The organism is Actinomycetospora sp. C-140 (assembly GCF_054796175.1).
Window position 1 is genome coordinate 386009 of sequence record NZ_JBTWNF010000001.1, and the last position, 22110, is coordinate 408118.

General features: G+C 75.7%; 20 protein-coding genes. 12 read left to right on the forward strand and 8 right to left on the reverse strand.

Features of this window, described 5'->3' with window-relative positions; all coding sequences use genetic code 11:
* Positions 1–82 precede the first annotated feature (82 nt).
* The gene (locus ACR9E3_RS01835) at positions 83–1459 is read left to right on the forward strand and encodes an FAD-dependent oxidoreductase (protein WP_460377977.1); all 1377 of its coding nucleotides are present in this window, start codon (positions 83–85) and stop codon (positions 1457–1459) included.
* Here ACR9E3_RS01835 and ACR9E3_RS01840 read toward each other — a convergent pair.
* Positions 1351–3321, reverse strand: a complete 1971-nt coding sequence (locus ACR9E3_RS01840; protein ID WP_460377979.1) for a DUF2339 domain-containing protein — start codon at positions 3319–3321, stop codon at positions 1351–1353. The two genes, ACR9E3_RS01835 and ACR9E3_RS01840, sit on opposite strands and share 109 nt — an antisense overlap.
* 81 nt (positions 3322–3402) lie before the next feature.
* On the opposite strand from ACR9E3_RS01840, the gene ACR9E3_RS01845 reads away from it, so the two are divergent.
* Genes ACR9E3_RS01845 through ACR9E3_RS01855 form a run of 3 tightly spaced genes read left to right on the forward strand, consistent with a single transcriptional unit; the run spans position 3403 to position 6883 of the window.
* Positions 3403–4509 (forward strand): M24 family metallopeptidase, encoded by a 1107-nt coding sequence (locus ACR9E3_RS01845; RefSeq protein WP_460377980.1) that lies wholly within the window; start codon positions 3403–3405, stop codon positions 4507–4509.
* Positions 4503–6119, forward strand: coding sequence for an apolipoprotein N-acyltransferase (lnt, locus tag ACR9E3_RS01850; RefSeq protein WP_460377982.1), 1617 nt, complete (start codon positions 4503–4505; stop codon positions 6117–6119). Before ACR9E3_RS01845 ends, lnt begins: the two co-directional genes overlap by 7 nt.
* Positions 6116–6883, forward strand: coding sequence for a polyprenol monophosphomannose synthase (locus ACR9E3_RS01855; RefSeq protein WP_460377983.1), 768 nt, complete (start codon positions 6116–6118; stop codon positions 6881–6883). The genes lnt and ACR9E3_RS01855 overlap by 4 nt, the downstream gene beginning before the upstream one ends.
* 66 nt (positions 6884–6949) lie before the next feature.
* On the opposite strand, the gene ACR9E3_RS01860 is transcribed toward ACR9E3_RS01855, so the two are convergent.
* Positions 6950–7294 carry an RNA polymerase-binding protein RbpA gene (locus ACR9E3_RS01860; protein ID WP_285647969.1) on the reverse strand — a complete coding sequence of 115 codons (345 nt, stop codon included), beginning with the start codon at positions 7292–7294 and terminating at the stop codon, positions 6950–6952.
* A gap of 240 nt (positions 7295–7534) precedes the next feature.
* Positions 7535–8350, reverse strand: coding sequence for a glycerophosphodiester phosphodiesterase family protein (locus ACR9E3_RS01865; protein WP_460377985.1), 816 nt, complete (start codon positions 8348–8350; stop codon positions 7535–7537).
* A gap of 175 nt (positions 8351–8525) precedes the next feature.
* On the opposite strand from ACR9E3_RS01865, the gene ACR9E3_RS01870 reads away from it, so the two are divergent.
* Positions 8526–9359 (forward strand): hypothetical protein, encoded by an 834-nt coding sequence (locus ACR9E3_RS01870; RefSeq protein WP_460377987.1) that lies wholly within the window; start codon positions 8526–8528, stop codon positions 9357–9359.
* 13 nt (positions 9360–9372) lie between these two features.
* Here ACR9E3_RS01870 and ligD read toward each other — a convergent pair whose 3' ends face one another.
* The 4 genes from ligD to ACR9E3_RS01890 are packed head-to-tail and all read right to left on the reverse strand — an operon-like array spanning position 9373 to position 12897.
* Positions 9373–10800: a non-homologous end-joining DNA ligase gene (ligD, locus tag ACR9E3_RS01875; RefSeq protein WP_460377989.1), complete on the reverse strand. Its 1428-nt coding sequence runs from the start codon at positions 10798–10800 to the stop codon at positions 9373–9375.
* Between the two features lie 10 nt (positions 10801–10810).
* Complete coding sequence (locus ACR9E3_RS01880) at positions 10811–11845, reverse strand: extracellular catalytic domain type 1 short-chain-length polyhydroxyalkanoate depolymerase (protein ID WP_460377990.1); 1035 nt, start codon at positions 11843–11845, stop codon at positions 10811–10813.
* Between the two features lie 14 nt (positions 11846–11859).
* On the reverse strand, positions 11860–12273 hold the full coding sequence (locus ACR9E3_RS01885; RefSeq protein WP_460377992.1) for a CopG family transcriptional regulator: 414 nt from the start codon (positions 12271–12273) through the stop codon (positions 11860–11862).
* A gap of 39 nt (positions 12274–12312) precedes the next feature.
* Positions 12313–12897 (reverse strand): dihydrofolate reductase family protein, encoded by a 585-nt coding sequence (locus ACR9E3_RS01890; protein WP_460377993.1) that lies wholly within the window; start codon positions 12895–12897, stop codon positions 12313–12315.
* Between the two features lie 106 nt (positions 12898–13003).
* Here ACR9E3_RS01890 and ACR9E3_RS01895 point away from each other — a divergent pair, with 106 nt between their 5' ends.
* The 5 genes from ACR9E3_RS01895 (at position 13004) to ACR9E3_RS01915 (ending at position 18720) form a co-directional block, all read left to right on the forward strand.
* Positions 13004–14440 carry a hypothetical protein gene (locus tag ACR9E3_RS01895; protein ID WP_460377995.1) on the forward strand — a complete coding sequence of 479 codons (1437 nt, stop codon included), beginning with the start codon at positions 13004–13006 and terminating at the stop codon, positions 14438–14440.
* Positions 14440–14979: a UGSC family (seleno)protein gene (locus tag ACR9E3_RS01900; protein WP_460377996.1), complete on the forward strand. Its 540-nt coding sequence runs from the start codon at positions 14440–14442 to the stop codon at positions 14977–14979. Before ACR9E3_RS01895 ends, ACR9E3_RS01900 begins: the two co-directional genes overlap by 1 nt.
* A 50-nt stretch (positions 14980–15029) precedes the next feature.
* Positions 15030–15965 (forward strand): YihY/virulence factor BrkB family protein, encoded by a 936-nt coding sequence (locus tag ACR9E3_RS01905; RefSeq protein WP_460377997.1) that lies wholly within the window; start codon positions 15030–15032, stop codon positions 15963–15965.
* A gap of 113 nt (positions 15966–16078) precedes the next feature.
* The gene (locus ACR9E3_RS01910; protein WP_460377998.1) at positions 16079–17470 is read left to right on the forward strand and encodes an FAD-binding oxidoreductase; all 1392 of its coding nucleotides are present in this window, start codon (positions 16079–16081) and stop codon (positions 17468–17470) included.
* 11 nt (positions 17471–17481) lie between these two features.
* Entirely contained in the window at positions 17482–18720 is a 1239-nt protein-coding gene (locus ACR9E3_RS01915; protein WP_460377999.1) for a class I SAM-dependent methyltransferase, read from the forward strand.
* Here ACR9E3_RS01915 and ACR9E3_RS01920 read toward each other — a convergent pair.
* The gene (locus ACR9E3_RS01920; RefSeq protein WP_460378000.1) at positions 18668–19321 is read right to left on the reverse strand and encodes a sigma-70 family RNA polymerase sigma factor; all 654 of its coding nucleotides are present in this window, start codon (positions 19319–19321) and stop codon (positions 18668–18670) included. The two genes, ACR9E3_RS01915 and ACR9E3_RS01920, sit on opposite strands and share 53 nt — an antisense overlap.
* 485 nt (positions 19322–19806) lie before the next feature.
* On the opposite strand from ACR9E3_RS01920, the gene ACR9E3_RS01925 reads away from it, so the two are divergent.
* Together ACR9E3_RS01925 and ACR9E3_RS01930 are read left to right on the forward strand one after the other, a co-directional pair.
* Positions 19807–20997 (forward strand): MFS transporter, encoded by a 1191-nt coding sequence (locus tag ACR9E3_RS01925; protein WP_460378001.1) that lies wholly within the window; start codon positions 19807–19809, stop codon positions 20995–20997.
* 11 nt (positions 20998–21008) lie between these two features.
* On the forward strand, positions 21009–22091 hold the full coding sequence (locus ACR9E3_RS01930) for an AbrB family transcriptional regulator (protein ID WP_460378002.1): 1083 nt from the start codon (positions 21009–21011) through the stop codon (positions 22089–22091).
* Positions 22092–22110: the final 19 nt, after the last annotated feature.

Sequence of the window (22110 nt, forward strand, 5' to 3'; positions counted from 1 at the left end):
GTACGGCCGGGCGCCGAGGGTCACCGTGCTTGACGCACCGCGGGGGAGGGAGTGCGCTGGGCGGGGACCCGGGGAGGTCACCATGGACGTCGCCGTGGTCGGCGCGGGCCCGACGGGCCTCGTGAGCGCGGTCGGGCTGGCCCGGCGCGGGCACCGGGTCGCACTGGTCGACAACGATCGGGGACCCGGTCCGGACGGGCAGTGGACCCGGCGCGGGGTGATGCAGTTCCACCATCCACACGCCTTCCGGGGCCAGGCGGTCGACGTGATGCGGGCCGAGGTGCCCGAGGTCGTCGACGCCCTCCTCGCCCTCGGGGCGGAGCCGATCACCGTCGCGGACGCCTCCGAGGGTGCGGGCGACGGCCGGCTGCCGGCGGGGGCCGGGCTGCGGTGCCGGCGGATGGTCGTCGAGCGGGAGCTGCGCCGGGTCGCCGAGCAGGAGCCGGGCGTGCGGAGGGTGCACACCCGGGCCGACGTGGTCCGCCGCGAGGGCGGGCGCGCGGTCGGGGTCGGGGCGCGCGACCGGTCGCTCGACGCGGACCTCGTCGTCGTCGCCACCGGCCGGGGCGGCCGACTGGCGGACGGCCTGCGGGCTCCCGAGGAGTCGTCCGACTGCGGGCTGTCCTACGTCTCGCGCCAGTACCGCCTGCGGCCGGGCGCGGAGCAGGGGCCGATCACCTCGCCGATCGGCGCGGTCGCGGAGCACGACGGCTACGTCGCGATCGTCTTCGTGCACGACGCCGGGGTCTTCTCCACCCTGATCGCCCGGCCGAGCGCCGACCGGCGCCTCGCCCTGCTGCGCCACGACGCCGCCTACGACGCCGCCGTGCGGGCGATCCCGCTGCTCGCGGCGTGGACCGACCCCGAGCGGGCCGAGCCGCTGACCCCGGTCCTGCCGGGCGGGCGGCTGCACAACACCTACCGCGGTCAGCTGGACGACGCCGGCCGCCTGCCGCTGCCGGGTCTGGTGTTCCTCGGCGACAGCGTCTGCACCACCAACCCGACCGCGGGACGCGGGGTGTCGACGTCGCTGATGCAGGTGGAGCGGTTCCTCGCCCTGCTCGACGAGCACGGCGACGACCACGAGGCGACGGGGCTCGCGCTCGACGCCTGGTGTGCGGAGAACATCCGGCCGTGGTTCCTCGACCACGTGGCGAACGACGCCGCCCAGGTGGCGCGGTGGGAGGGCCGCGACGGCGCCGACGTGGATCCCGCCGGCACGCCGACGTCCGACCTGGTCGTGCGCGTCACCGCCGTCGACCCCTCGCTGATGCGCATCGTCGGCCCGTACCTGACGATGCGGGCCCTGCCCGGGTCGCTCATCGAGGCCCACCCGCGCGCCCGGGAGATCTACGCGTCGGGCTGGCGTCCGTCGTACGCCGAGGGGCCCACCCGCGGCGAGCTCGCGGCGCTGGTGACGGGGTCGCTCGCCGAGGTGCCGGCCACGGCCCTGGCGTAGCGAGTCCCCGCGGCCAGCAGGACCAGCCCCGCGCCGAGGAACGCGGCGACGCGGGCGAGCCCGTCGAGCGCGGTCAGGTCGAACAGGACGAGCTTCGCCACGGCGGCGACGACCAGGACGCCGCCGAGCACCCGGGGCAACGAGGCCTGCAGGCCGCGCGCCAGGAGGACGAGCGCCACCGCGGTCCACGAGACGGTCACGAGGACGTGGCCGACGAGGAACGCGCCGCGGGTCGGCGAGACCAGCAGGGCGCCGGCGATGACGGTGCCCGTCGCGCCGTAGAGCCCGACGACGCCCAGCCCGCCGACCGCGACCGCGGCCTGGACCCGGTCGCGCAGCGCGCCGAGGCGGGCGAGGGCGACGATGCCCGCCGCGGCCGCGGCGGTGAGCAGCAGGGAGGTGACGAGGGCGCCGGCGAGCTCACCGACCACGGCGGCCGTGACGGTCCCGCCCGGGGTGGTGACGACGAACGGCGCGGTGGGGAAGTCCACGACGAGGTCGATCGGCGCGTCCACCACCAGCGCGGCGAGGCCGCCGACGAGCCCCAGCGCGGCCGCGGCCAGCAGCGGACCGACGCGACGGGTCACCGCCGCCGCGACCGCGAGCACGGCCGCCTCGGCGAGCAGGGGCGCGGCGCCGGGACCGTCGCCCACGGCGAGCACGGTCGCGACGAGCAGCGCGGCCGTGCCACCGGTGCCCGCGACGACCGCGAGACCGCGGCGCCCGGCGGGTGCCGGCAGCCGGTCGAGGGTCACGACGAGCACGAGCAGCGCCACCGCGACGCCGCCGGCGACGAGCGTGCCGGGGAGGCGGGCGAGGCCGAGCGCGGTGAGCAGGACCGGCAGCACCGGCGCGCCGAGCACTGCGGCGGCCACCGGGCGGCCCGGCGCGCCGACCAGGACCGCGGACGCGGCGCCGGCGGCGAGGACCGCGAGCACGGCGACGGTGGTGGAGAGGTGGCTGTCCGGGGCGTCGGCGAGCACCCGGATCGCCGCGCCGAGAGCGGCGAGGCTCGAGGCGCCGGCGGCGAGGGCGGCCACCGCGGGCCAGGCGCGGCGGCGGGCGACGAGCACCGCCGCCACCTGCGCGCCGAGGAGCAGGGCGACCAGCGTCGGGGTCGGCGCACCGACGACGAGCGGCGCGGCGAGGGCGGACGCCAGCAGCACGCACAGCGCGAGCCCGCGGTGGCGCCAGTGGTCGGCGAGCAGCAGACCGCCCGCGGCGACGGCCAGCGCGGCGGGGACGGCGAGCGCGAGGGGGATCATCGCGTAGAGCGAGACCGCGGCCGCGACGGCGAGGAAGAGCGTCGCCACCCCGGTCGCGGCCAGCGCGACGGTCGCGGGTGGTGTCGGTCCGTCCCCGGTGCGGCGGCGCACCCGGACCCCGACGCCGACCAGCGCGAGGCCCAGCAGCGCCCCGCCGGCCACCCGCGCCTCTGGGTTGAACCAGCCCCGGTTGGCGGCCAGCACGAGCAGCAGCACCACGCCGAGCACGGTCGTCGCCGCGCCCGTGATCGCCAGGAGGCGCGCGGGCGTCCACGCGGCGCGTGGCGCGCGCGGGGGACGGGGCGGACGCGGCGGACGCGGCGGGACCGCGGGCGCCCCGCGCCAGGACGGGCCCCGCGACGGTCCCCATCCCGCCGGGGGCGACCAGGCACCCGACGGGACCGGGGCGCCGAACGAGGCGCCCGGCACGGTGGGCCGGGGCGGCGTCGTCACGGCCGGCGGGGCCGGCGGGGCCGGCGCGGGACTCGTCCGGAGCGTCTGCATCGCGGCACGGATGCGGTCGATCTCGCGGGTCACGCCGGCCAGGTCGTCGCCCAGCCGGGCGAGGAGCGCGTCCTGCGGCACCGAGGTCGTCATGGCGACGACCCTCGCGCGTGGCGTGCCACCCGCCCAGGGGAGGACTACTCAGATCGGTGCGCTGACCTAGGCTCGGCGACCATGAGCGGCACCGCCCCCGACCACGTCTCCGCCCGGCTCGAGCGCGCGCAGGCCGCGGCCCGCCAGGCCGGGGTGGACGCCCTGGTCGTGACCCCCGGTCCCGACCTGCAGTACCTCACCGGCGTCGTCAAGCACTCCCACGAGCGGCTCTCCGCGCTGCTGCTGCCCGCCGAGGGCGACCCCGCGTTCGTGGTGCCGACGCTGGAGCGCCCCGGCCTCGACGGGTCGGCCGTCGAGTCGATGGACGTGCTCACGTGGACCGACGGGGTCGACCCGCACGCGCTGGCCGCGTCACGGCTGGGCGACCCGCGGCGGGTGGCCGTCGCCGCCGACATGCCCGCGCTGCACGTCCTGGGCCTGCGGGACGCGCTGCCCGCGGCCACGCTCGAGCTGGCGACACCGATCCTGCGGCAGCTGCGGATGCGCAAGGACGCCGGCGAGGTGGCCGCGCTGCGGAAGGCCGGCGCCGCCATCGACGACGTGCACGCGCAGGTGCCGGACTGGCTGGTCGCCGGCCGGACCGAGGCCGAGGTCGGCGCGGACATCACCCGCGCGATCGTCGAGACCGGCCACGCCGAGGCCGCGTTCGTCATCGTCGGCTCGGGCCCGAACGGCGCGAGCCCGCACCACGAGGTCTCGGAGCGGGTGATCGAACGCGGCGACGTCGTCGTCGTCGACATCGGCGGCCCGCTGCCGGACGGCTACAACTCCGACTCGACGCGCACCTACGTCGTCGGCGAGGCGTCCGACGAGGTCCGCGACGTGTACGCGGTGCTCCAGCGCGCCCAGGCCGCGGCCGTCGACGCCGTGCGCCCGGGCGCCACCGCGGCGAGCATCGACGAGGTCGCCCGAGCGATCATCCGCGACGCCGGCTACGGCGAGTACTTCGTGCACCGCACCGGCCACGGCATCGGCCTCGAGGTGCACGAGGAGCCCTACATCGTCGACGGCAACGACCTCGCCCTCGAGCCCGGGATGGCGTTCAGCATCGAGCCGGGCATCTACTTCCCGGGCCGCTGGGGCGCGCGGATCGAGGACATCGTGGTCGTCACGGACACGGGCTGCGAGCCGGTCAACCGGCGCCCGCACGACCTGCTGTCGTGCTGACGTCCGACCGGAGCGCCCCGTCGTTCGAGGGTTTTCAACGCAGGCGCCCGTCGCGCGGCACGTGGGTGCGCCTGGCCGCCGCCGTCGTCGGGGGGCTCGCGCTCTACGTCGCGTTCCCGCCGCTCGGGGCGTGGTGGGCCGCGCCGGTGGGGATCGCGCTGGTCCTCGCCGCGGTCGACGGGCGCCGGCTGCGGTCGGCGTTCGGGCTCGGGCTGCTGGTGGGCGTCGCCTACCAGTGGCCGCTGCTGCACTGGACCGGCGAGTACGTCGGCGCCGTGTGGCTGCTGCTGCTCGTCGCGCTCACGGTGGTCGTGGCCCTGCCCGTCGCGCTCATGCCCCTGGTCACGCGGCTGCCGGGCGCGCCGTTCTGGGTGGCGTGCGTCTGGGTGGCCGGGGAGGCGGTCATCGAGCGCTGGCCGTTCGCGGGCTTCCCGTGGGCGAAGGTCGCGTTCGGGCAGCCCGGCGGGCCCTTCGCGTCGCTGGCCTCGGTCGGCGGTGCGCCCCTGGTGAGCTTCGCGGTCGTGCTCTGTGGTGCGGGCCTGTGGGCGCTCGTGCGGGCGCTGCGGCCGCCACGGCAGACGCGGGCCGCGGCGGTGGCGCTGGTCGCGCTCCTGCTGGGTCCCGTCGCCGGGCTCGCCACCTGGCACTCGGTGACGGCGAGCCCGCCCGGCCCGACGATCACGGTGGCCGCGGTGCAGGGCAACGTCCCGCGGGCGGGCCTCGACTTCAACGCCCAGCGCCGCGCGGTGCTCGACAACCACGTCGCGCAGACCCGCCGGCTGGCCGACGACGTCCGCGCCGGCCGCACGCCGCGTCCGGACCTGGTGATCTGGCCGGAGAACTCCTCGGACATCGACCCGATCCGCAACGCCGACGCCGGCGCCGAGGTCCAGGCGGTCACCGACGAGATCGGGGTGCCCGTGGTCGTCGGGGCGGTCCTGTCCGGCACACGGGCCGCCGACGGCACGCTGCTGCAGGGGCCGCGCAACACGGCCATCGTCTGGATGCCCAGGGTCGCGCAGCGCAGCGGAGCCGACCCCGTCACCACCGGCGGGCCGGCGGCGACCTACACGAAGCGGCACATCCTGCCGTTCGGCGAGTACATCCCGCTGCGCGGCGTCGCCTCGCTGGTCTCGCCGCTGGTCGACCGGGTCACCGACTTCGAGCCGGGCACCGGCTCCGGGGTGCTGCCGGCCGGACCGGCGCGGCTCGGGGTCGTGACCTGCTACGAGGTCGTCTTCGACGACGCCGTGCGCGACGCCGTCCGCGGCGGCGCCGACCTGCTCACCGTGCCCACGAACAACGCGACCTTCGGGTACAGCGACATGACCTACCAGCAGCAGGGGATGTCGCGGCTGCGCGCGATCGAGCACGACCGCGCGGTCGTCATCGCCGCCACCAGCGGGCAGAGCGCGGTGGTGGCGCCGGACGGGTCGCTCGTCGCCCGGACCGGCGCGCTGTTCACGCCGGGCCTGCTCGTCGAGACCGTGCCGCTGCGCACCACGACGACGCTCGCGACCCGGCTCGGTCCCGCGCCGGAGTGGGTGCTGGCCGGTCTGGGCGTCGCGGCGGCCGTCGCCGGGGCGGTCGTCCGGAGGACGCGGGCGTGAGCGGACCGTCCCCGGACGGGTCGGACGTGCTCGTCACCGTCCCGACCTACAACGAGCGCGACAGCCTGCCCGGGCTGGTCACGCGCCTGCTCGCCACCCTTCCGGGGGCGCGGATCCTCGTGGTCGACGACGGCAGTCCCGACGGCACCGGCTCGCTCGCCGAGACGATCGCCGCGACCGACCCGAGGGTGCGCGTGCACCACCACGCGCCGCGGGCCGGGCTGGGCGCGGCGTACGTGGACGCGTTCACCGGGCTGCTCGACGGGCGGTGCGAGCTCGGCGACGTCGGGTGGATCGTGCAGATGGACGCCGACGGCTCGCACGCCCCCGAGGAGCTGCCCCGCCTGCTGGCGGCGGCCTCGGACGCGGACGTGGTGCTCGGGTCCCGCTACGTGCCCGGCGGCGGCACCGAGGGCTGGGCCTGGCACCGGCGGATGCTGTCGCGGGCGGGCAACGTCTACTCGCGGCGGGTCCTGCGGATGGGCCTGCACGACGTCACCGGCGGCTTCCGCTGCTTCCGCCGGGCCGCGCTCGCCGAGCTCGGGATGGCGACGGTGGCCTCGGAGGGCTACTGCTTCCAGGTCGACGTCGCGTTCCGGGTCGAGCGGGCGGGCCTGCGGGTGCGCGAGGTCCCGATCACGTTCGTGGAGCGCGCCCAGGGGGAGTCGAAGATGAGCGGCGCGGTGGTGCGCGAGGCCCTGTGGCGGATCACGTCGTGGGGTCTGCGCGACCGCGTGCGGCGGCGCCGGGCGCGACCCCGCTAGCGCACACGCAAGAGCCGCCCCGGCGGTGCCGGGACGGCTCTGGTGGTGCTGGGTCCGACCAGCGGCTCAGGCGCTCTCGGAGCGGCGCTCCTTGAGCAGCCCCAGGCGCTCGTCGAGCAGCTCCTCCAGCTCGGGGACCGAGCGGCGCTCGAGCAGCATGTCCCAGTGGGTGCGCGGCGGCTTCGCCTTCTTCTGCTCGGGCTCGGTGCCGTCGATGCGCTTGCCCTCGTCGCCGTGCAGGCGGCACTCCCAGGTCACCGGCGCCTCGGCCTCGTCGGAGAACGGGACCTCGAAGTCGTGACCCTTGGGGCAGCGGTAGGCGAAGGAGCGGCGGGGGGCGAGGTCGTGGTCGCGGTCGGTCTCGTAGCTCACGGCTCCGAGACGGCTGCCACGGAGGACGCGGTCGGCCATGATGGTGTCCTTTCCTCGACTGCGAGTGCACCCGGGGACGCACGGTCATCGGGCACGGAGGGGTCAACGCCGGACCATCGCGGTTCGTTCCCGCGGCACCGGGTGTTCACACCGTCCGTGACCGGACTCACGAGCCCGAGCACACAGGGGTGGGATACCCCGTGGAACAGCGTCCACACGAGTCCCATCGTTACCAACCAACCAGGACCAGCCGAGATTCCCCCTGCCGGCCCACCAGGCTCATCCGCCGTCGTCGGCCGGAGCCGTCCACGCCCCGCGCGTGACCAGCACGTCGCGCAGCAGGTCGGGGCGGTCGGTCATCAGCCCGTCGACCCCCAGGTCGAGGAGCCGGTGCATCTCCGAGGTGCGGTCGACGGTCCAGACGTGGACCTCGACGCCCATCGCGTGGGCCGCGGCGATGAGGGCGGGGTCCACCACCGGCAACGAGCCCAGGCGGACCGGCAGCTGCGCGAGATCCCCCCGGACCGGCAGCACGCGCTCGACGCCCCACCGCACGACCGACGGCGCGGCGGAGCGCGCGCGCAGGCGCAGCGCCGACCGTGACGCGATGCCGGTGACGACCCGATCGCCGAACCGGGCGCGCACGGCCTGCAGCCGGCGCTCGTCCATGCTCGCCACGGCCACCCGCTCGGCGACGTCGTCGCGCTCGAGCAGGCGCAGCATCGGGGCGAGCGTCCCCGGCGCCTTGAGATCGACGTTGAACCGCGTCCCGGGCAGCGCCTCCAGCACCTCCTCGAGGCGGGGCAGGGGCTCGCGCCCGCGCAGGCGCACGCCGGCGAGGTCGGCCCACGGCGTCGTCCGCAGCACCCCGGGGTGCCCGGCGACGCGGCGCAGGGTCGCGTCGTGGTGCACGACGAGGACGCCGTCGGAGGTCGCGTGGACGTCGGTCTCGAGGTGGGTGTAGCCCTCGTCGACCGCGCGGCGGAACGCCGCGAGGGAGTTCTCGAGGCCGTCGAGGTCGTCGATGTGCCAGCCGCGGTGGGCGAAGGCACGGGGTGTCCGTCCGGCCAGGTACGGGTGGTGGGCCCGGGTCACGTCCGACGAGTGTGCCGCGTCTCGCCGACACGCGCGCGGGACATCCGTCTCGGGGATCCCGCTGATGCACACAGCCGCCACGGATGGCACGTTCCGGGGAATCGGTGGGCCTCCTTGGGGGCCGGCGTGCACGTGCAGTAGCCTTGACGATCACACTGGGCTGAGGGGAGCGCAGATGGGCAAGCGGCCGGGGGGTGAGCGCTCCTGGTGGTCCTCGGGCTCGGTCCCCGACGACCTGCCGGCCTGGGCGCGCCGCGGCCTCGACGAGGCTCCCGAGGAGCTCACGCCCTCACCTGCCGCTCCGTCCGACACCGGTCGGCACCGCACGACGGGTCGGGGCGGTCGCCGCCGTGCCGGGGCCGCTGGCGTCGGCGGCGCCCAGCGGCTCAAAGGCTGGGGCCTCGCCGCCGCCTCGGTCGCGGCCGCCGCGGCGGCCGTCCCGCTGGCCGTCTCCACGCTCTCGCACTCGGGCGAGAACACCGCCCTGCCGCGCGTCGGCACGTTCCCGGTCGTGGCGCCCGGTGAGCTGCCCGGCGGACCCCCGGCCGCCCCGTCCCGGGCTCCCGGCGGCGCCGCTCCCGGTGGCTACGGCGACGCCACCGCGCTCCCGCCCCTGCAGGACCCGACCGCGGCGCCGCCGATCGTGCCCGCCCAACCCCCGCGTCGGGAGACGGTCACGCCCCGTGCCCTGGCGCGCGACGCCGACGACGAGACCACGACCCGGACCTCCCGGCCGACCACCACGACGTCGGCCGACGACGACGAGTCGACCGGTGCCACCGAGACCCCGACGACCCGCGGCGACGATGACGACTCGTCGGGCGGCAGCTCCTCCGGCGGCGGCTCGGGCTCCTCGGGCGGCGGTGGATCGTCCGGCGGCGAGTCCGACGGCGGCTCCGGCGGTGGCGGGTCCTCCGGCGGCGGCTCGGGTCAGAGCGGCGGCGTCGTCGGCGGCCTCGTGGACACCGTCGGCAGCACCGTGAACGGCGTGACCGGCATCCTGCGCTGAGACGCCGCGCGGCTCAGGCGCCCGACGGGCGCTCCGGCAGGTCGGGGCGGGTGACGCCCGCGCCGAGCGCCGCGGCGTAGAGGTCGCCGTCCCGGTCGATGCGGGCCAGCACGTCGGCGGGGGAGAAGGTCAGGTCCCGGACGTCGGCCGCCGCCTCGACCTCGTCCCAGGTCAGGGGCGTCGACACCGTCGGGGCACCGTGCGCGGCGCGCGCCCGCAGCGAGTACGGCGCGACGGTCGTCTTGGCGGTGTTGTTCTGGCTCCAGTCGACGAAGATCTTCCCGCGCCGCCGCTCCTTGGCCATGATCGCGGTGACCGCGCGCGGGGTCTCGCGGGCCAGGTGTTCGGCCACGGCCTTCGCGTAGGCCGAAGTGCGGGCGGGGTCGTCGACGCGCACCGCCGCGCTGACCTGCATCCCCTTGCTGCCGCTGGTCTTGGGGCAGAGCTCGAGGCCGTCGGCGGCGAGCAGGTCGCGCACGCGGACCGCGATGCGGGCGCAGTCCACGACGGTCTGGCCCTCGCCCGGGTCGAGGTCGAACACGAGCTCGTCGGGGGTCTGCACGCGGTCCTCGTCGTCGACCCGCCACTGGGGCACGTGCAGCTCGAGCACCGCGAGGTTCGCCAGGTAGACCAGCGTGGCCAGCTCCTCGACCACGATGAAGGCCGCGGTGGTCGAGCCCCGGCTGCTGCCCGGGGTGGGCACCGTGACGCTGCGCATCCACTCCGGCGCCTTGGCCCCCGCGTTCTTCTCGTAGAACCACGGGGCGGCGATGCCGTCGGGGAAGCGGCGCAGCGTCAGCGGGCGGCCGGCGAGGTGGGGGAGCAGGGTGTCGGCGACCCGGGCGTAGTAGTCGATCACCGACGCCTTGGGGACGTCCGGGTAGAGCTCCTTGTCGAGGTTCGACAGCCGCAGGGTCCGCCCGCCGACCGCCACGCGCGGCGACTGGGCGGCCTTGTCCCGCGAGGGGGCTGCGGTGTCGTTCTTCCGCCGCTGGACGAGCCAGTCCTTCGCGTCGTGGTCGCTGCTCTCCGGCCGGAAGAACACGAACCGGCCGTCGACGCGCTCGCCGTGCAGCGTCACGGCCACCTCGTGGTCGGACCACTTCTCGGTCTCGTAGCGCCCGGAGTCCCAGATCGTCATCTCGCCGCCGCCGTACTCGCCGGCCGGGATCTCGCCGTGGAACTCCAGGTACTCCATCGGGTGGTCCTCGGTGTGCACGGCGAGCCGGGGCGCCCCGGGCTTGTCCGGCAGACCTTTGGGCACGGCCCAGCACACGAGCACGCCGTCGCGCTCGAACCGCACGTCGTAGTGCAGGCGACGTGCGTGGTGCTCCTGCACGACGAAGCGGTCGCCGGTCGGCGCGCCGGCGTCGACCTCCCCGAACGGCTCCGGCGTGCGCGCCGGGTCGCGCTTCGCGTTGTACTCGGAGAGGTCGGGCATGACGAGAGGTCTACCCGACGCCCGCGCAGGGGGTGAAGCCGAAGAACGCGAGCATGGCCGCGGACGCGTCGGGTCCCGCCGGGTCGGCGTAGGTCGCGCCGGCGGGGCCCCCGGACCAGGCGTGGCCCATCCCGTGCACCGTCCACGACTCGGCGAGCACCCGCCCGCCGGGCTCCGACCACCGTGCGCGGGTCCAGGCCCGGCCGGCTCGCCCGGTCGCCCGGCGGTGCTCGGTGCGTCCCGCCCCGGTCAGCGCCGAGCGCACGACGGCGTCACCGTTACCGGGCGCCACGGTGCGGTCGGCGTCGCCGTGCACGGCCACGAGCGGGACCGGGCCACCGTCCGCTACAAGGGTCGGCGGGCTGGACATCGCCGCGAACGCCGAGCCGACGTCGTGCGCGGCGCGATGGGGAAGGCCCGAGTGCACGCCCGCGCCGCAGAACAGATCGGGGTACGCCGCCGCCATCACCGCGGCCATCGCCCCGCCGGCGGAGAACCCGGCGACCGCAACACGGGCCGGGTCGGTGTGCTGGTCGGCGGCCATCGCGCGCACCACGGCCGCGATGGCCGCCGGCTCGCCCGCGTCGCGGGCCTGGTCGCCGGGCCGGAACCAGTTCCAGTAGCCCATCGGGTTGGCGGCGCGTGACTGCTCGGGGTAGACGACCACGACCCCGGCTCGCTCGGCGGCCTCGTCCATGCCGGTGCAGGCGGCGAAGGCGTCCGCGTCCTGGGTGCCGCCGTGCAGCATGACCAGCAGCGGCGCGCCCGCGCGGACGCCGGCGGGGACGTAGAGGCGGTACGCCAGACCGCCGGCGGCGCCCCGGGCGACCGTGCCAGACGCCCGAGAACGGTCACCCGCGGCACCGGCACCCCGCGCACCCGGCACGCCGGGCACCACGAGCCCCGTCGACCCGGCGCCCAGACGCTCCTGGATCGCGGCGGTCGCCTCGAGGAGCCGGCCCTGCCGCACGAGACGGGCGGCCTCCGGCGACCCGGGCGTGCCCGCCCACAGCGTCTCGCGGATCCGCTTGCCGGTACCGAACACGGTGACCTCCGAGGTCAGACGATGCGGGGGCCGAGCGCGGCCTTCACGGCTCGGCTCGCGCGGAAGGCGCCGAGCACCTCGACCGACGCGATCGTGGCCAGCGCGAGGTCGGGCGGGACGTCGTCGGCCACGCTCGCCAGCCCGAGCACGCGGATGTGGACCTGCTCGCCCGCGTCCCGCAGCCGTTCGAGGTCGCGCCGCGCGAAGTGCTGCGTGCCGAGGACGAGCGTGCGGCGGGCGACCGTGTGCTCGATCGCCGGACCGCTCGCCGCGAGCTGGTTGCGCACGGCGGTGCGGATGAAGTCGGTGCGGTTGCTGAAGTGCCCCTCCTGCACGAGCAGGTCGATGCGCCCGAGGTCGACGGGACCGATGTTGATCGTGATCTTCTCCGTGCCCGGCTCGCCGACCATGGACCATCCCCTCACCATCCATCTGGATGGTGCACGGCAGGTCGGTGCCGGCGCAAGTCAGCCCCGGGCGTCGTAGCGGTGCAGCACGAGCGACGAGTCCGGCAGCGGGCGGGCGTCGAGCAGGCGCAGCGGCACCCGGGTCGCGTCGCCGAGCAGGGGGAGCCCGGCCCCGAGCAGCGCCGGACCGACCATGACGTGCAGCTCGTCGACCAGGCCGGCCCCGAGCAGCGGGTTCCAGGTCGTGGTGCTGCCGAACGCGAGGACCTCGCCGCCGTCCCCGGCCTTCAGCTCCTTGACCGTCGCCGCCGCGTCGGCCCGGGGCACGACCCGGGTGATGTCCGCCCACGGGGCACCCGGGTCGAGGACCAGCGAGTCGGAGACGACGACCTTCTCGAGGGTGTTGTGCATGCGGGAGATCTCGCGCTGCAGGTCGTCCTGCGCGGGGTCGTCCGCGACCGCCGGCCAGTACGACGCGAAGTCGCTGTAGGTGGTGCGCCCGGCCAGCAGGGTGCCTGCCGCCCGGATCCGCTCGGCGGCGTAGACGTTGAAGCCCTCGTCGAAGGGCATGACCATGAGGTCCCCGCCGGGGCCGGCCACGTAGCCGTCCAGGGTGGCGATGACGGTGACGACGAGCTTGCGCATCTCGGGGTGCTCCTGTCGGGTCGGTGCGCTTCCTGCATCCCCGGGACGGAGCAGGCGCGCCGTTCTCGACACGGCGCCGCCGGGAATCTGGGATAGCGTCCCGGGCGTGAGCGCGCCCGCCGCGTCCGCGACCCTGCCCGAGGACGGGCTCGTCGTGGTGGTGAAGCAGGACTGCCCGACCTGTCAGCTGGTCGCGCCCGTGCTCGGCGGGCTCGGCGCGGTGGTCTTCAGCCAGGACGACCCGGCCTTCCCCGAGGGCGTCGCGGTGCGCGACGACACCGACCTCGACGTGAGCCTCGCCCTGGGCATCGACGTCGTCCCGACGCTCCTGCGCCGCACCGGCGGGGCCGAGACCGACCGTGCCGAGGGGTGGGACCGCGAGCGCTGGCGGGAGCTCTCCGGCCTCGCCGACCTGGGCGCCGACCTGCCGGACTGGAAGCCCGGCTGCGGTTCGCGCACCCACGACCCGGCCGTCGCCGACGCCATGCTGGTGCGCACCCGTGGCCACGAGCTCGCCGCCCGGCACATCGACCTGGCCGGGCTCGAGGACGAGGCCGAGGCGCTGTACGACCGCGGCTGGACCGACGGGTTGCCCGTCGTGGCGCCCACGCCTCCCCGGGTCCTGCGGATGCTGGCCGGTACGACCCGGGCGCCCGACGAGGTCGTCGCGGTCGTCCCGCCGAACCTCGTGCCCGCGACCGTCGAGAAGGTCGCCGTCAACGCGGTGCTCGCGGGGTGCGGGCCCGCGTACCTCCCGGTGGTGATCGCCGCGGTCGAGGCCGCGTGCGCCGAGGAGTTCAACGCCCACGGCCTGCTCGCCACCACGTGGGGCGCGGCGCCGGCGGTGCTCGTGCACGGGCCGGTGGCGCGGCGGATCGGCGTCAACGCCCGCGGCAACGTCCTCGGCCAGGGCACGCGCGCGAACTCGACGATCGGGCGCGCCCTGCAGCTCGTGATCCGCAACGTGGGCGGCGGGCGCCCCGGCGAGGTCGACCGCGCGACGCTGGGCCAGCCCGGCAAGGTCGGTCTGTGCTTCGCCGAGGACGAGGACGCCTCGCCGTGGGAACCGTTGTCCGTGTCGCGCGGCGTGCCGGCCGGGGCGTCGGCGGTGACGGTGTTCGCCGCCGAGGGCGCGCACGGCGTCGCCGACCAGATCTCGCGGACCCCCGGGTCGCTGGCCCGCTCGCTCGCCGCCGCCCTGCGCGGCGTCGCCCACCCCAAGCTCCCGCGGGGGTTCGACGCGACGCTCGTGCTCAGCCCGGAGCACGTCGCCGTGTTCGCCGCCGCCGGGTGGGACCGGGCGCGCTTCCACGCCGAGATCGACGAGCTGCTCCTGCTGCCGCCCGAGGAGCTCGTCCGCGGTGCCGGGGGCATCGAGGAAGGCGTGGCCGCCCCGTCGAAGCCGCTCCCGAAGTTCCGTCCCGGCGGTCTGCTGGTGGCCGTCGCGGGCGGGGGAGCGGGCAAGTTCTCCGCCGTGCTGGGCGGCTGGGTCGGGGGACCCGGCGGCAGCAGCCCGGTCACCCGCGTCATCGAGGAGGTCTGATGGTCCCGCAGGTCACGACAGTGCTCGACCCGACCGACGAGTCCCGCCCCGCGGCCCGCACCGTCGGCCCGCGGCCCGGCGACCTCGCCGGGCGCACCGTGGGCCTGCTGGACATCTCCAAGCCGCGCGGGGAGGTGTTCCTCGACCGGCTCGCGACGCTGCTCGGCGAGCACGGCGCGACCGTCCGGCGCTACGCCAAGCCGACCTTCACGAAGCCGCTGCCCGCCGACCTGCGCGCGGAGATCGCCGCGGAGTGCGAGGTCGTGATCGAGGCCCTCGCCGATTGAGGCTCGTGCACGTCGTGCAGTGTGCACGACCTCGCCGCCCTCGAGGCCGACGGCGTCGCCGCCACGTTCGTCGCGTCGACCGAGTTCGTGGCCGCCACCGACGCCCAGTCCCGGGCGCTCGGGTTCGCCGCGGTGCCCGCCGTCTACGTCGCCCACCCGATCCAGGACCGGACCGACGCCGAGATGGCCGCGCTCGCCGACGAGGCGCTGCCGCGGGTCCTCGCCGCGGTCACCGGGGAGGCCGCCGGCTGAGTGCGGGACCCCGGTGACGGCGCCTCGTGCGCGCGTGGTTGCCTGGTCGGATGGCACCGGCGGGGTGGCGACCACGGGTCGGGCTGCTGGCGGCGGGCCGCTGGGCGCCGTCGTGGCGGCGCCTGCGCGAGTGCCGGCGGCTCTACCGCGCCCGGCACGGTGACCACCTCGCGGCCGCGGTCACGTTCTTCACCGTGCTCGCGCTGGTCCCGCTGCTGATGCTCGCCGTGTCCGCGGTCGGGTTCGTGCTGTCCTCCAGCCAGACCGTGTTCGCCCAGCTGGAACAGCTCGTCGCGGATGCGCTGCCCCAGCCGGTGAGCGGCCAGGTCGTCGACGTCGTCCACGTCGTCGTGGCCGAGCGCGGGACCCTCGGCGTGCTCGGGCTCGCGGCCGCGGCGGTCACCGGGTGGAGCTGGATCAGCCACCTGCGCGACGCCGTGACCGCCCTGCTGGGACGGCCGATCCCGGAGCGCCGGCTGCGCCACGCGTTCTCCGACGCCGGCGCCCTGCTGGGCATCGGCCTCGCGCTGGCCGTGTCGTTCGCGCTCGCCGCGCTGACCGGGGTCCTGGGGCGGTGGCTGCTCGACCTGCTCGGGCTGGCGGGCACCGGCGGCGCCCGGGCGCTGCTGGCGGTCGGCTCCCTCGTGATCGGGGTCGCCGCCAACTGGCTGGTGGTGGCGTGGTGCCTGGCCCACCTGCCGCGCCCGAAGCGCGCGCTGCACCCGTTGCTGCCGGCGGCGGCCGCGGCCGCCGTCGGGCTCGTCGTGCTCCAGCAGATCGGCGGCCTGTACCTGCGCCTCATGGGCGGCTCACCCACGGTCACGGCGCTCGGCACGCTGGTCGGCTTCCTGCTGATCGTCTACCTCGTCGTCCGCTGGTTGTTCCTGGTCACGGTGTGGACCGAGACCGAGACGCCGGACGCCGTCTCGGACCGCGGCGAGGCCGGTCGCGCCGGGCTCGAGCTCGTGGCGGACCTCGTCGGCTGACCCGCCCCGTGCGCGTCGGCCGCCGTCCGGGTGGCCCACCCCACGGTGGAACACCGGTGCTCCGGGCTCACCGCAGGCATACGCTGCGGCCAGAACCGGGAGGAGGCACGCGGATGAGCGTCGCGGTTGACGCCGAGACCGAGCACCGCCAGGCGGTCGACGCGGTGCGGCGTGGCCTCGCCGCACTCCCGGCGGACGCGCCGGTGCGACTGCGCAAGAAGACGTCGAACCTCTTCCGGTTCCGCGGGGGCGCGGGCGGGCTCGCCGTCGACGGGCTCGACCGCGTCCTGTCGGTGGACCCGGAGGCCCGCACCGCCGACGTCGGCGGGATGACCACGTACGAGGACCTCGTGGCGGCCACGCTGCCGCACGGGCTGATGCCGCTCGTCGTGCCGCAGCTCAAGACGATCACCCTCGGCGGGGCGGTCGTCGGGCTCGGCATCGAGTCGTCGTCGTTCCGCGACGGGCTGCCGCACGAGTCGGTCGTCGAGGCCGACGTGCTCACCGGCACCGGCGAGGTGCTCTCCACGCGGGAGCACCCCGATCTCCTCGCCGGCCTGCCGAACTCGTACGGGACGCTCGGCTACGCGCTGCGCCTGCGCATCGAGCTGGCGCCGGTCCGGCCGTTCGTGCGGCTGCGCCACGTCCGCTTCGACGACGCCGACGACATCGCGAAGGCGCTCGCCGAGGTCTCGACGTCGCGGAGCTGGGCGGGGGAGCGGGTCGACTTCGTCGACGGTGTCGTGTTCGGCGCGGACGAGCACTACATGACGGTCGGCGAGATGGTCGACACGGCGCCCTACCTGTCCGACTACACCGGTCAGGGCATCTACTACCGGTCGATCCAGCAGCGGGACAGCGACTACCTGTCGATCCACGACTACCTGTGGCGGTGGGACACCGACTGGTTCTGGTGCTCGCGGGCGCTCGGCGTCCAGCACCCGGTGGTGCGCCGCCTGTGGCCCGCGCGGTACCGGCGCTCGGACGTCTACCGCCGGCTCGTGGCGCTCGACCGCCGCGTCGGGCTCTCGCAGGCGGTGGCGCGCCGCGGCGGGGCCGCCGGCGTCGAACCGATCATCCAGGACGTCGAGGTGCCGGTGGATCGGCTGCCGGAGTTCCTCGCGTTCTTCCACGACGAGATCGGGATCAGCCCGGTCTGGCTGTGCCCGCTGCGGCAACGACGCACGGAGCGGAGCGGAGCTGCGCAGACACAGCGACCGCCGACGTGGCCGCTGTATCCCTTGGACCCCGACCTCACGTACGTGAACGTCGGGTTCTGGTCGGACGCCGAGCTCGCCCCGGGCCAGGCGCCGGACCACCACAACCGGCGCATCGAACAGGTTCTCCTCGGCATGGGTGGACACAAGTCGCTGTACTCGACGTCCAGCTACCCGCGCGAGGAGTTCGACGCGCTGTACGGGGGAGCGACATACGGCGAGCTCAAGGCCCGCTACGACCCGGACGGCCGCCTCCCCGATCTCTACACCAAGACCGTGACGGGTTAGGGAGGATCGCCGTGCAGGTCGCTGAGATGTTCCGGCCGGTGCTGGGGGAGCAGGCCCCCGTCGCCATCCGCGCGTACGACGGGAGTTCGTCGTCGCCGACGGGAGCGCAGCCCGTGGCCACCGTCGACATCCGGAGCGAGACGGCGCTGGCCTATCTGGCCGGCGCCCCGAACACGCTGGGGCTGGCTCGGGCGTTCGTGTCCGGCCACCTCGACGTCGAGGGCGACCTCTACGAGGCGCTCTCCGCGATGGGCGAGCTGACCGTCTCCGACGTCTCGCCCGCGACGCTGGTCCACACCGCGGCGCGCCTCGCGCCGCTGCGGTTCAAGCACCGCGTCGCGCCGCCGCCCGAGGAGCACCGCCAGCACGGCCGGCGCCACTCCAAGGAGCGCGACTCGTCGGCGATCGAGCACCACTACGATGTCTCGAACCGCTTCTACGAGATGGTGCTCGGCCCGTCGATGGCCTACACGTGTGCGGTGTACCCCTCCGAGGGCGCGACCCTGGAGGAGGCCCAGTTCACCAAGCACGCGCTGGTCGCCGAGAAGCTGCACCTGGAGCCGGGGATGCGGCTGCTGGACGTCGGCTGCGGCTGGGGCCAGATGGCGATGCACGCCGCCGAGCACCACGGGGTGCAGGCGCTCGGGGTCACGCTCTCGCGCGACCAGGCGACCTGGGCGCAGAAGGAGGTCGCGCGCCGCGGCCTCGGCGACCTCGTCGAGATCCGTCACGGCGACTACCGGGACGTCACCGAGACCGGCTTCGACGCCGTCAGCTCGATCGGGCTGACCGAGCACATCGGACGGCGCAACATCCCCGGCTACTTCCGCTTCCTCTACGGCAAGCTGCGGCCGGGGGGCCGGATGCTCAACCACTGCATCACGCGCCCGGACGCCCACCACCGCGCCGGCGCCGACCCGTTCATCAACCGGTACGTCTTCCCGGACGGCGAGCTCCTGCCGATCGGGTGGCTGATGTCGCGGATGAACGCGGCGGGCTTCGAGATCCGCCACGAGGAGAACCTCCGCGAGCACTACGCGAAGACGCTCGCGGGCTGGTCGGCGAACCTCGACGCGAACTGGGACGAGTGCGTCTCGGAGGCCGGGGAGGGACGGGCCCGCGTCTGGCGGCTCTACATGCCCGCGTGCCAGGTGGGGTTCGACCTCAACAACATCCAGCTCCACCAGGTGCTGGGGGTCAAGCTCGGCCCCTCCGCGCGGTCCGGGTTCCCGCTGCGGCCCGCGTACTGAGGAACCCTCTGGCCGGGGTGTCGTCCGGGCCGGGCGGCACGTCCGGCTCGCCCAGCACACCCCGCAGCTTGGCGACCGCCCGGTGCTGGGCGACCCGCACGGCACCGGGCGTCGAGCCGACCGCGAGGGCGGTCTCCTCGGCCGAGAGGCCGACGACCACGCGCAGCACGAGGATCTCGCGCTGCTTGGGCGGCAGCTGCTCGAGCAGGGCGCGCATCTCCTCGCTGGCCGACATCTCCAGCGCGGCCTGCTCCGGGCCGATCGCGTCGGCGAACCCCTCGGGGACCTCGTCGGTGGGCTCGGAGCGGTCGCGGCCCGCGTGGCGGTGCGCGTCGACGACCTTGTGCGCCGCGATGCCGTAGACGAACGCCAGGAACGGCTTGCCCTGGTCGGTGTAGGTCGGCAGGGACTTGAGGACGGCCAGGCAGACCTCCTGGGCGACGTCGTCGGCCGCGACGCCGCCGCGCTCGGTGCCCAGCCGGGACCGGCAGTAGCGCACGACCAGCGGGCGCAGGATCACCAGGAGCTGGTTCAGCGCACGCCGGTCACCGGCCACCACCGCGGCGACCAACCGGTCGATCTCGTCGGACTCCTCGGTCACCGGTGATCTCCACGCCGGGCCCGCGGCGCCCCCACCGCGTTGCGTCCTGACACCTCGTCCCCCCACGGTGTGCCCGGTCGGGACCGAGCACGTCCACTGTCAGTGACCGGACCATCACGCTCCGAACAGAGAGGGTTCGAGACGCGACCCGGTCGTGACCCCACCGTGCTCGATCAGGTGGCCCGGGGGAAGGAGGCGCGCGGTCGACGGGCGCACGGGCCGCTCAGCGGCCGATCGGACGGACACGATGCACCCTGCGTACGCCGTTCACCGGTCGTCGGCGGCCGCCGAGCGGATCTCGCTCACTCCGGTGGAGCAGGCGGGACGGTGCCGCGGCGGGCGTGCTCGTTGAATGTCGGGAAACACGGCGCAGGGTGGTCGCGGCGCACCACGCCCGCGCGCCTCTCCCCGTCGATCCGATAATCGACATTATGTCACTTTGTCAGGAGGACCCCCGCCCCTAGCGTCCGTGCCGTGGAGACGCCGTGGTGACACGCAGCCGCTGGGCGGTGCTCGCCGCGTTCACGCTGCTCGTCGCGTCGACGCAGCTGCTGTGGCTCGGGTTCGCCCCGGTGACGTCCGAGGTCGGCCGGGCACTGACCGTCTCCGACGGCGCCGTCGGCAACCTCGCCGCCGTCAATCCCCTCGTCTACGTCCTGCTCGCGCTCCCGGCCGGCCGGTGGGCCGACCGGCGGTTCGGCCCGGCGCTGGCCCTCGGCGCCGTGCTCACCGCCGGCGGCGCCCTGATCCGCCTGATCGATCCGGGCTCGTACGGCTGGGTGCTCGCCGGGCAGGTGGTCATGTCGTGCGGCCAGCCGCTGGTGCTCAACGCGACGACGAAGGTCGCCGCCCGGTGGTTCCCGCCCGGCGAGCGCACCACGGCGATCTCGGTGGGCAGCGCCGGGCAGTTCGTCGGCATCCTGGTCGCCGCGCTGTCCGGTGCGCCCGTGGTGGCCGCCGGCGGCGTGGGCGCCCTGCTCGTCGTGGGCGCGGCGGTGAGCCTGGCGGGCGCCCTGGCCACCCTGCTCGCGCTGCGGGTGCCGGCCGCGTTCACCGACGGGACCGAGAGCCGCCGGACGCTCCCCCGTGACCGCGTCCTCTGGCTGCTCGCCGGGCTGCTCTTCGTCGGTGTCGGGATCTTCAACGCCACGGCCACCTGGCTCGACGTGCTCCTCGACGGGCTCGGCCTGCCCGACGCGGGCGGGCCCCTGATCGCCCTGATGACGGTCACCGGCATCGCGGGCGCGGCGATCGTGCCGGGCCTCGCGGCGCGCCACGACCGCCGCCGTGCCGCGCTGGTCGTCACCCCCGCCGCGCTCGCCATCGCGTTCGCGGTGATCGCGCTCGGGCCGGGCCTCGCCGTCACCGCCGTCCTGCTCGGCGTCGCCGGGTTCTTCCTGCTCGCGGGGCTGCCGGTGGCCCTCGACTGGTCCGAGCAGCGCGTCGGCGCGGGTGATGCGGCCACCGGGACCGCGCTGCTCCTGCTGGCCGGCAACCTGGGCGGCGTCGTGCTCGTGGCGGCGGTCGAGCCGCTCATCGGCGTGCCCGTCGCCGGGCTGCTCGCGATCGCCGTCCTCGCCGTGCCGGGCCTCGTGCTCGCCGCGTTCCTGCCCGGCCGCCGCACCCCGGCTGTGACGCCGTCGACGGGCCACGACGGACCGCCCCTCGACGCTTAGGCTTGCCAACGATGTCGGACCGCACCCCCGGCGCGCCGGCGCGCTGGGCGCTGCTGGCGGTGCTCACCGCTGCGGCCACCGTCGGGCTCGCCGCGCTGTCCGTGCCGTCGGCGGCGCTGTTCGCCGGGCTGGCCGTCGCCACGGCGCTGGCGCTCGCCGGGCTCGGCCCGGCCGCCGTGGACAAGCGCGCCACGGCGGTCGGTCAGGCCGTCATCGGCGTCGTCATCGGGCTGTTGGCGCGCCCGGAGACGCTCGGCGCGGTGGCCGCCGACTGGCTGCCCGTGCTGCTCATCAGCGTCGCCACCCTCGTCGCGAGCATGGGCGCCGGCCTGGCGATGGGCCTGCAGCGCGGCGTCAGCCCGCTCACCGGGATGCTCGCGCAGACCGCGGGCGGCGCCTCCGGTCTCGTCGCGATCAGCCGCGAGCTCGGCGGGGACGAGCGCGTGGTCTCCGTCGTGCAGTACCTGCGGGTCGGCCTGGTGACGGCCACGATGCCGGTGGTCGCCGTCGTCGGGTACGGCGCCGGGCACGTCGGCGCGAGCAGCACGGGCGGGGACACCGCGACCACGGCGCCGTGGTGGGTCGGGCTGCTGGTGCTCGCGGGCTGCTCGGTCGTCGGCATCCCGGTCGCCCGCCGGCTGCACGTGCCCGCCGGCGCCCTGCTCGGACCGATGATCCTGGCCGCCGCGCTGAGCCTGTCGGGCGTGCTCGTCGGGGTGAGCGTGCCGAGCCTGCTCGTCGACGTCGCCTACGCCGTCATCGGGTGGCAGGCAGGGCTGCGGTTCACCCGGCAGGCCCTCGCCACCGTGCTGCGCGTGCTGCCGCTGGCGACGGCGCTGATCCTCGCGGTGATCGCCGTCTGCGCGGGTCTCGGGCTGGTGCTGTCGTGGGCGACCGGCATGACGCCGCTCGAGGGCTACCTCGCGACGACGCCCGGCGGCGTCTACGCCGTGCTCGCCACCGCGATCTCCTCGGGCGTCGACGTCACGTCGGTCGTCGCCGTCCAGGTGTTGCGCGTCCTGCTGATGCTCATCGTCGCTCCCCTGCTGGCCCGCGTCGTCGGGCGCCGGACGGCGAGCACGCCGCCTGCCTGATTCGTCCGCCGGATCACGC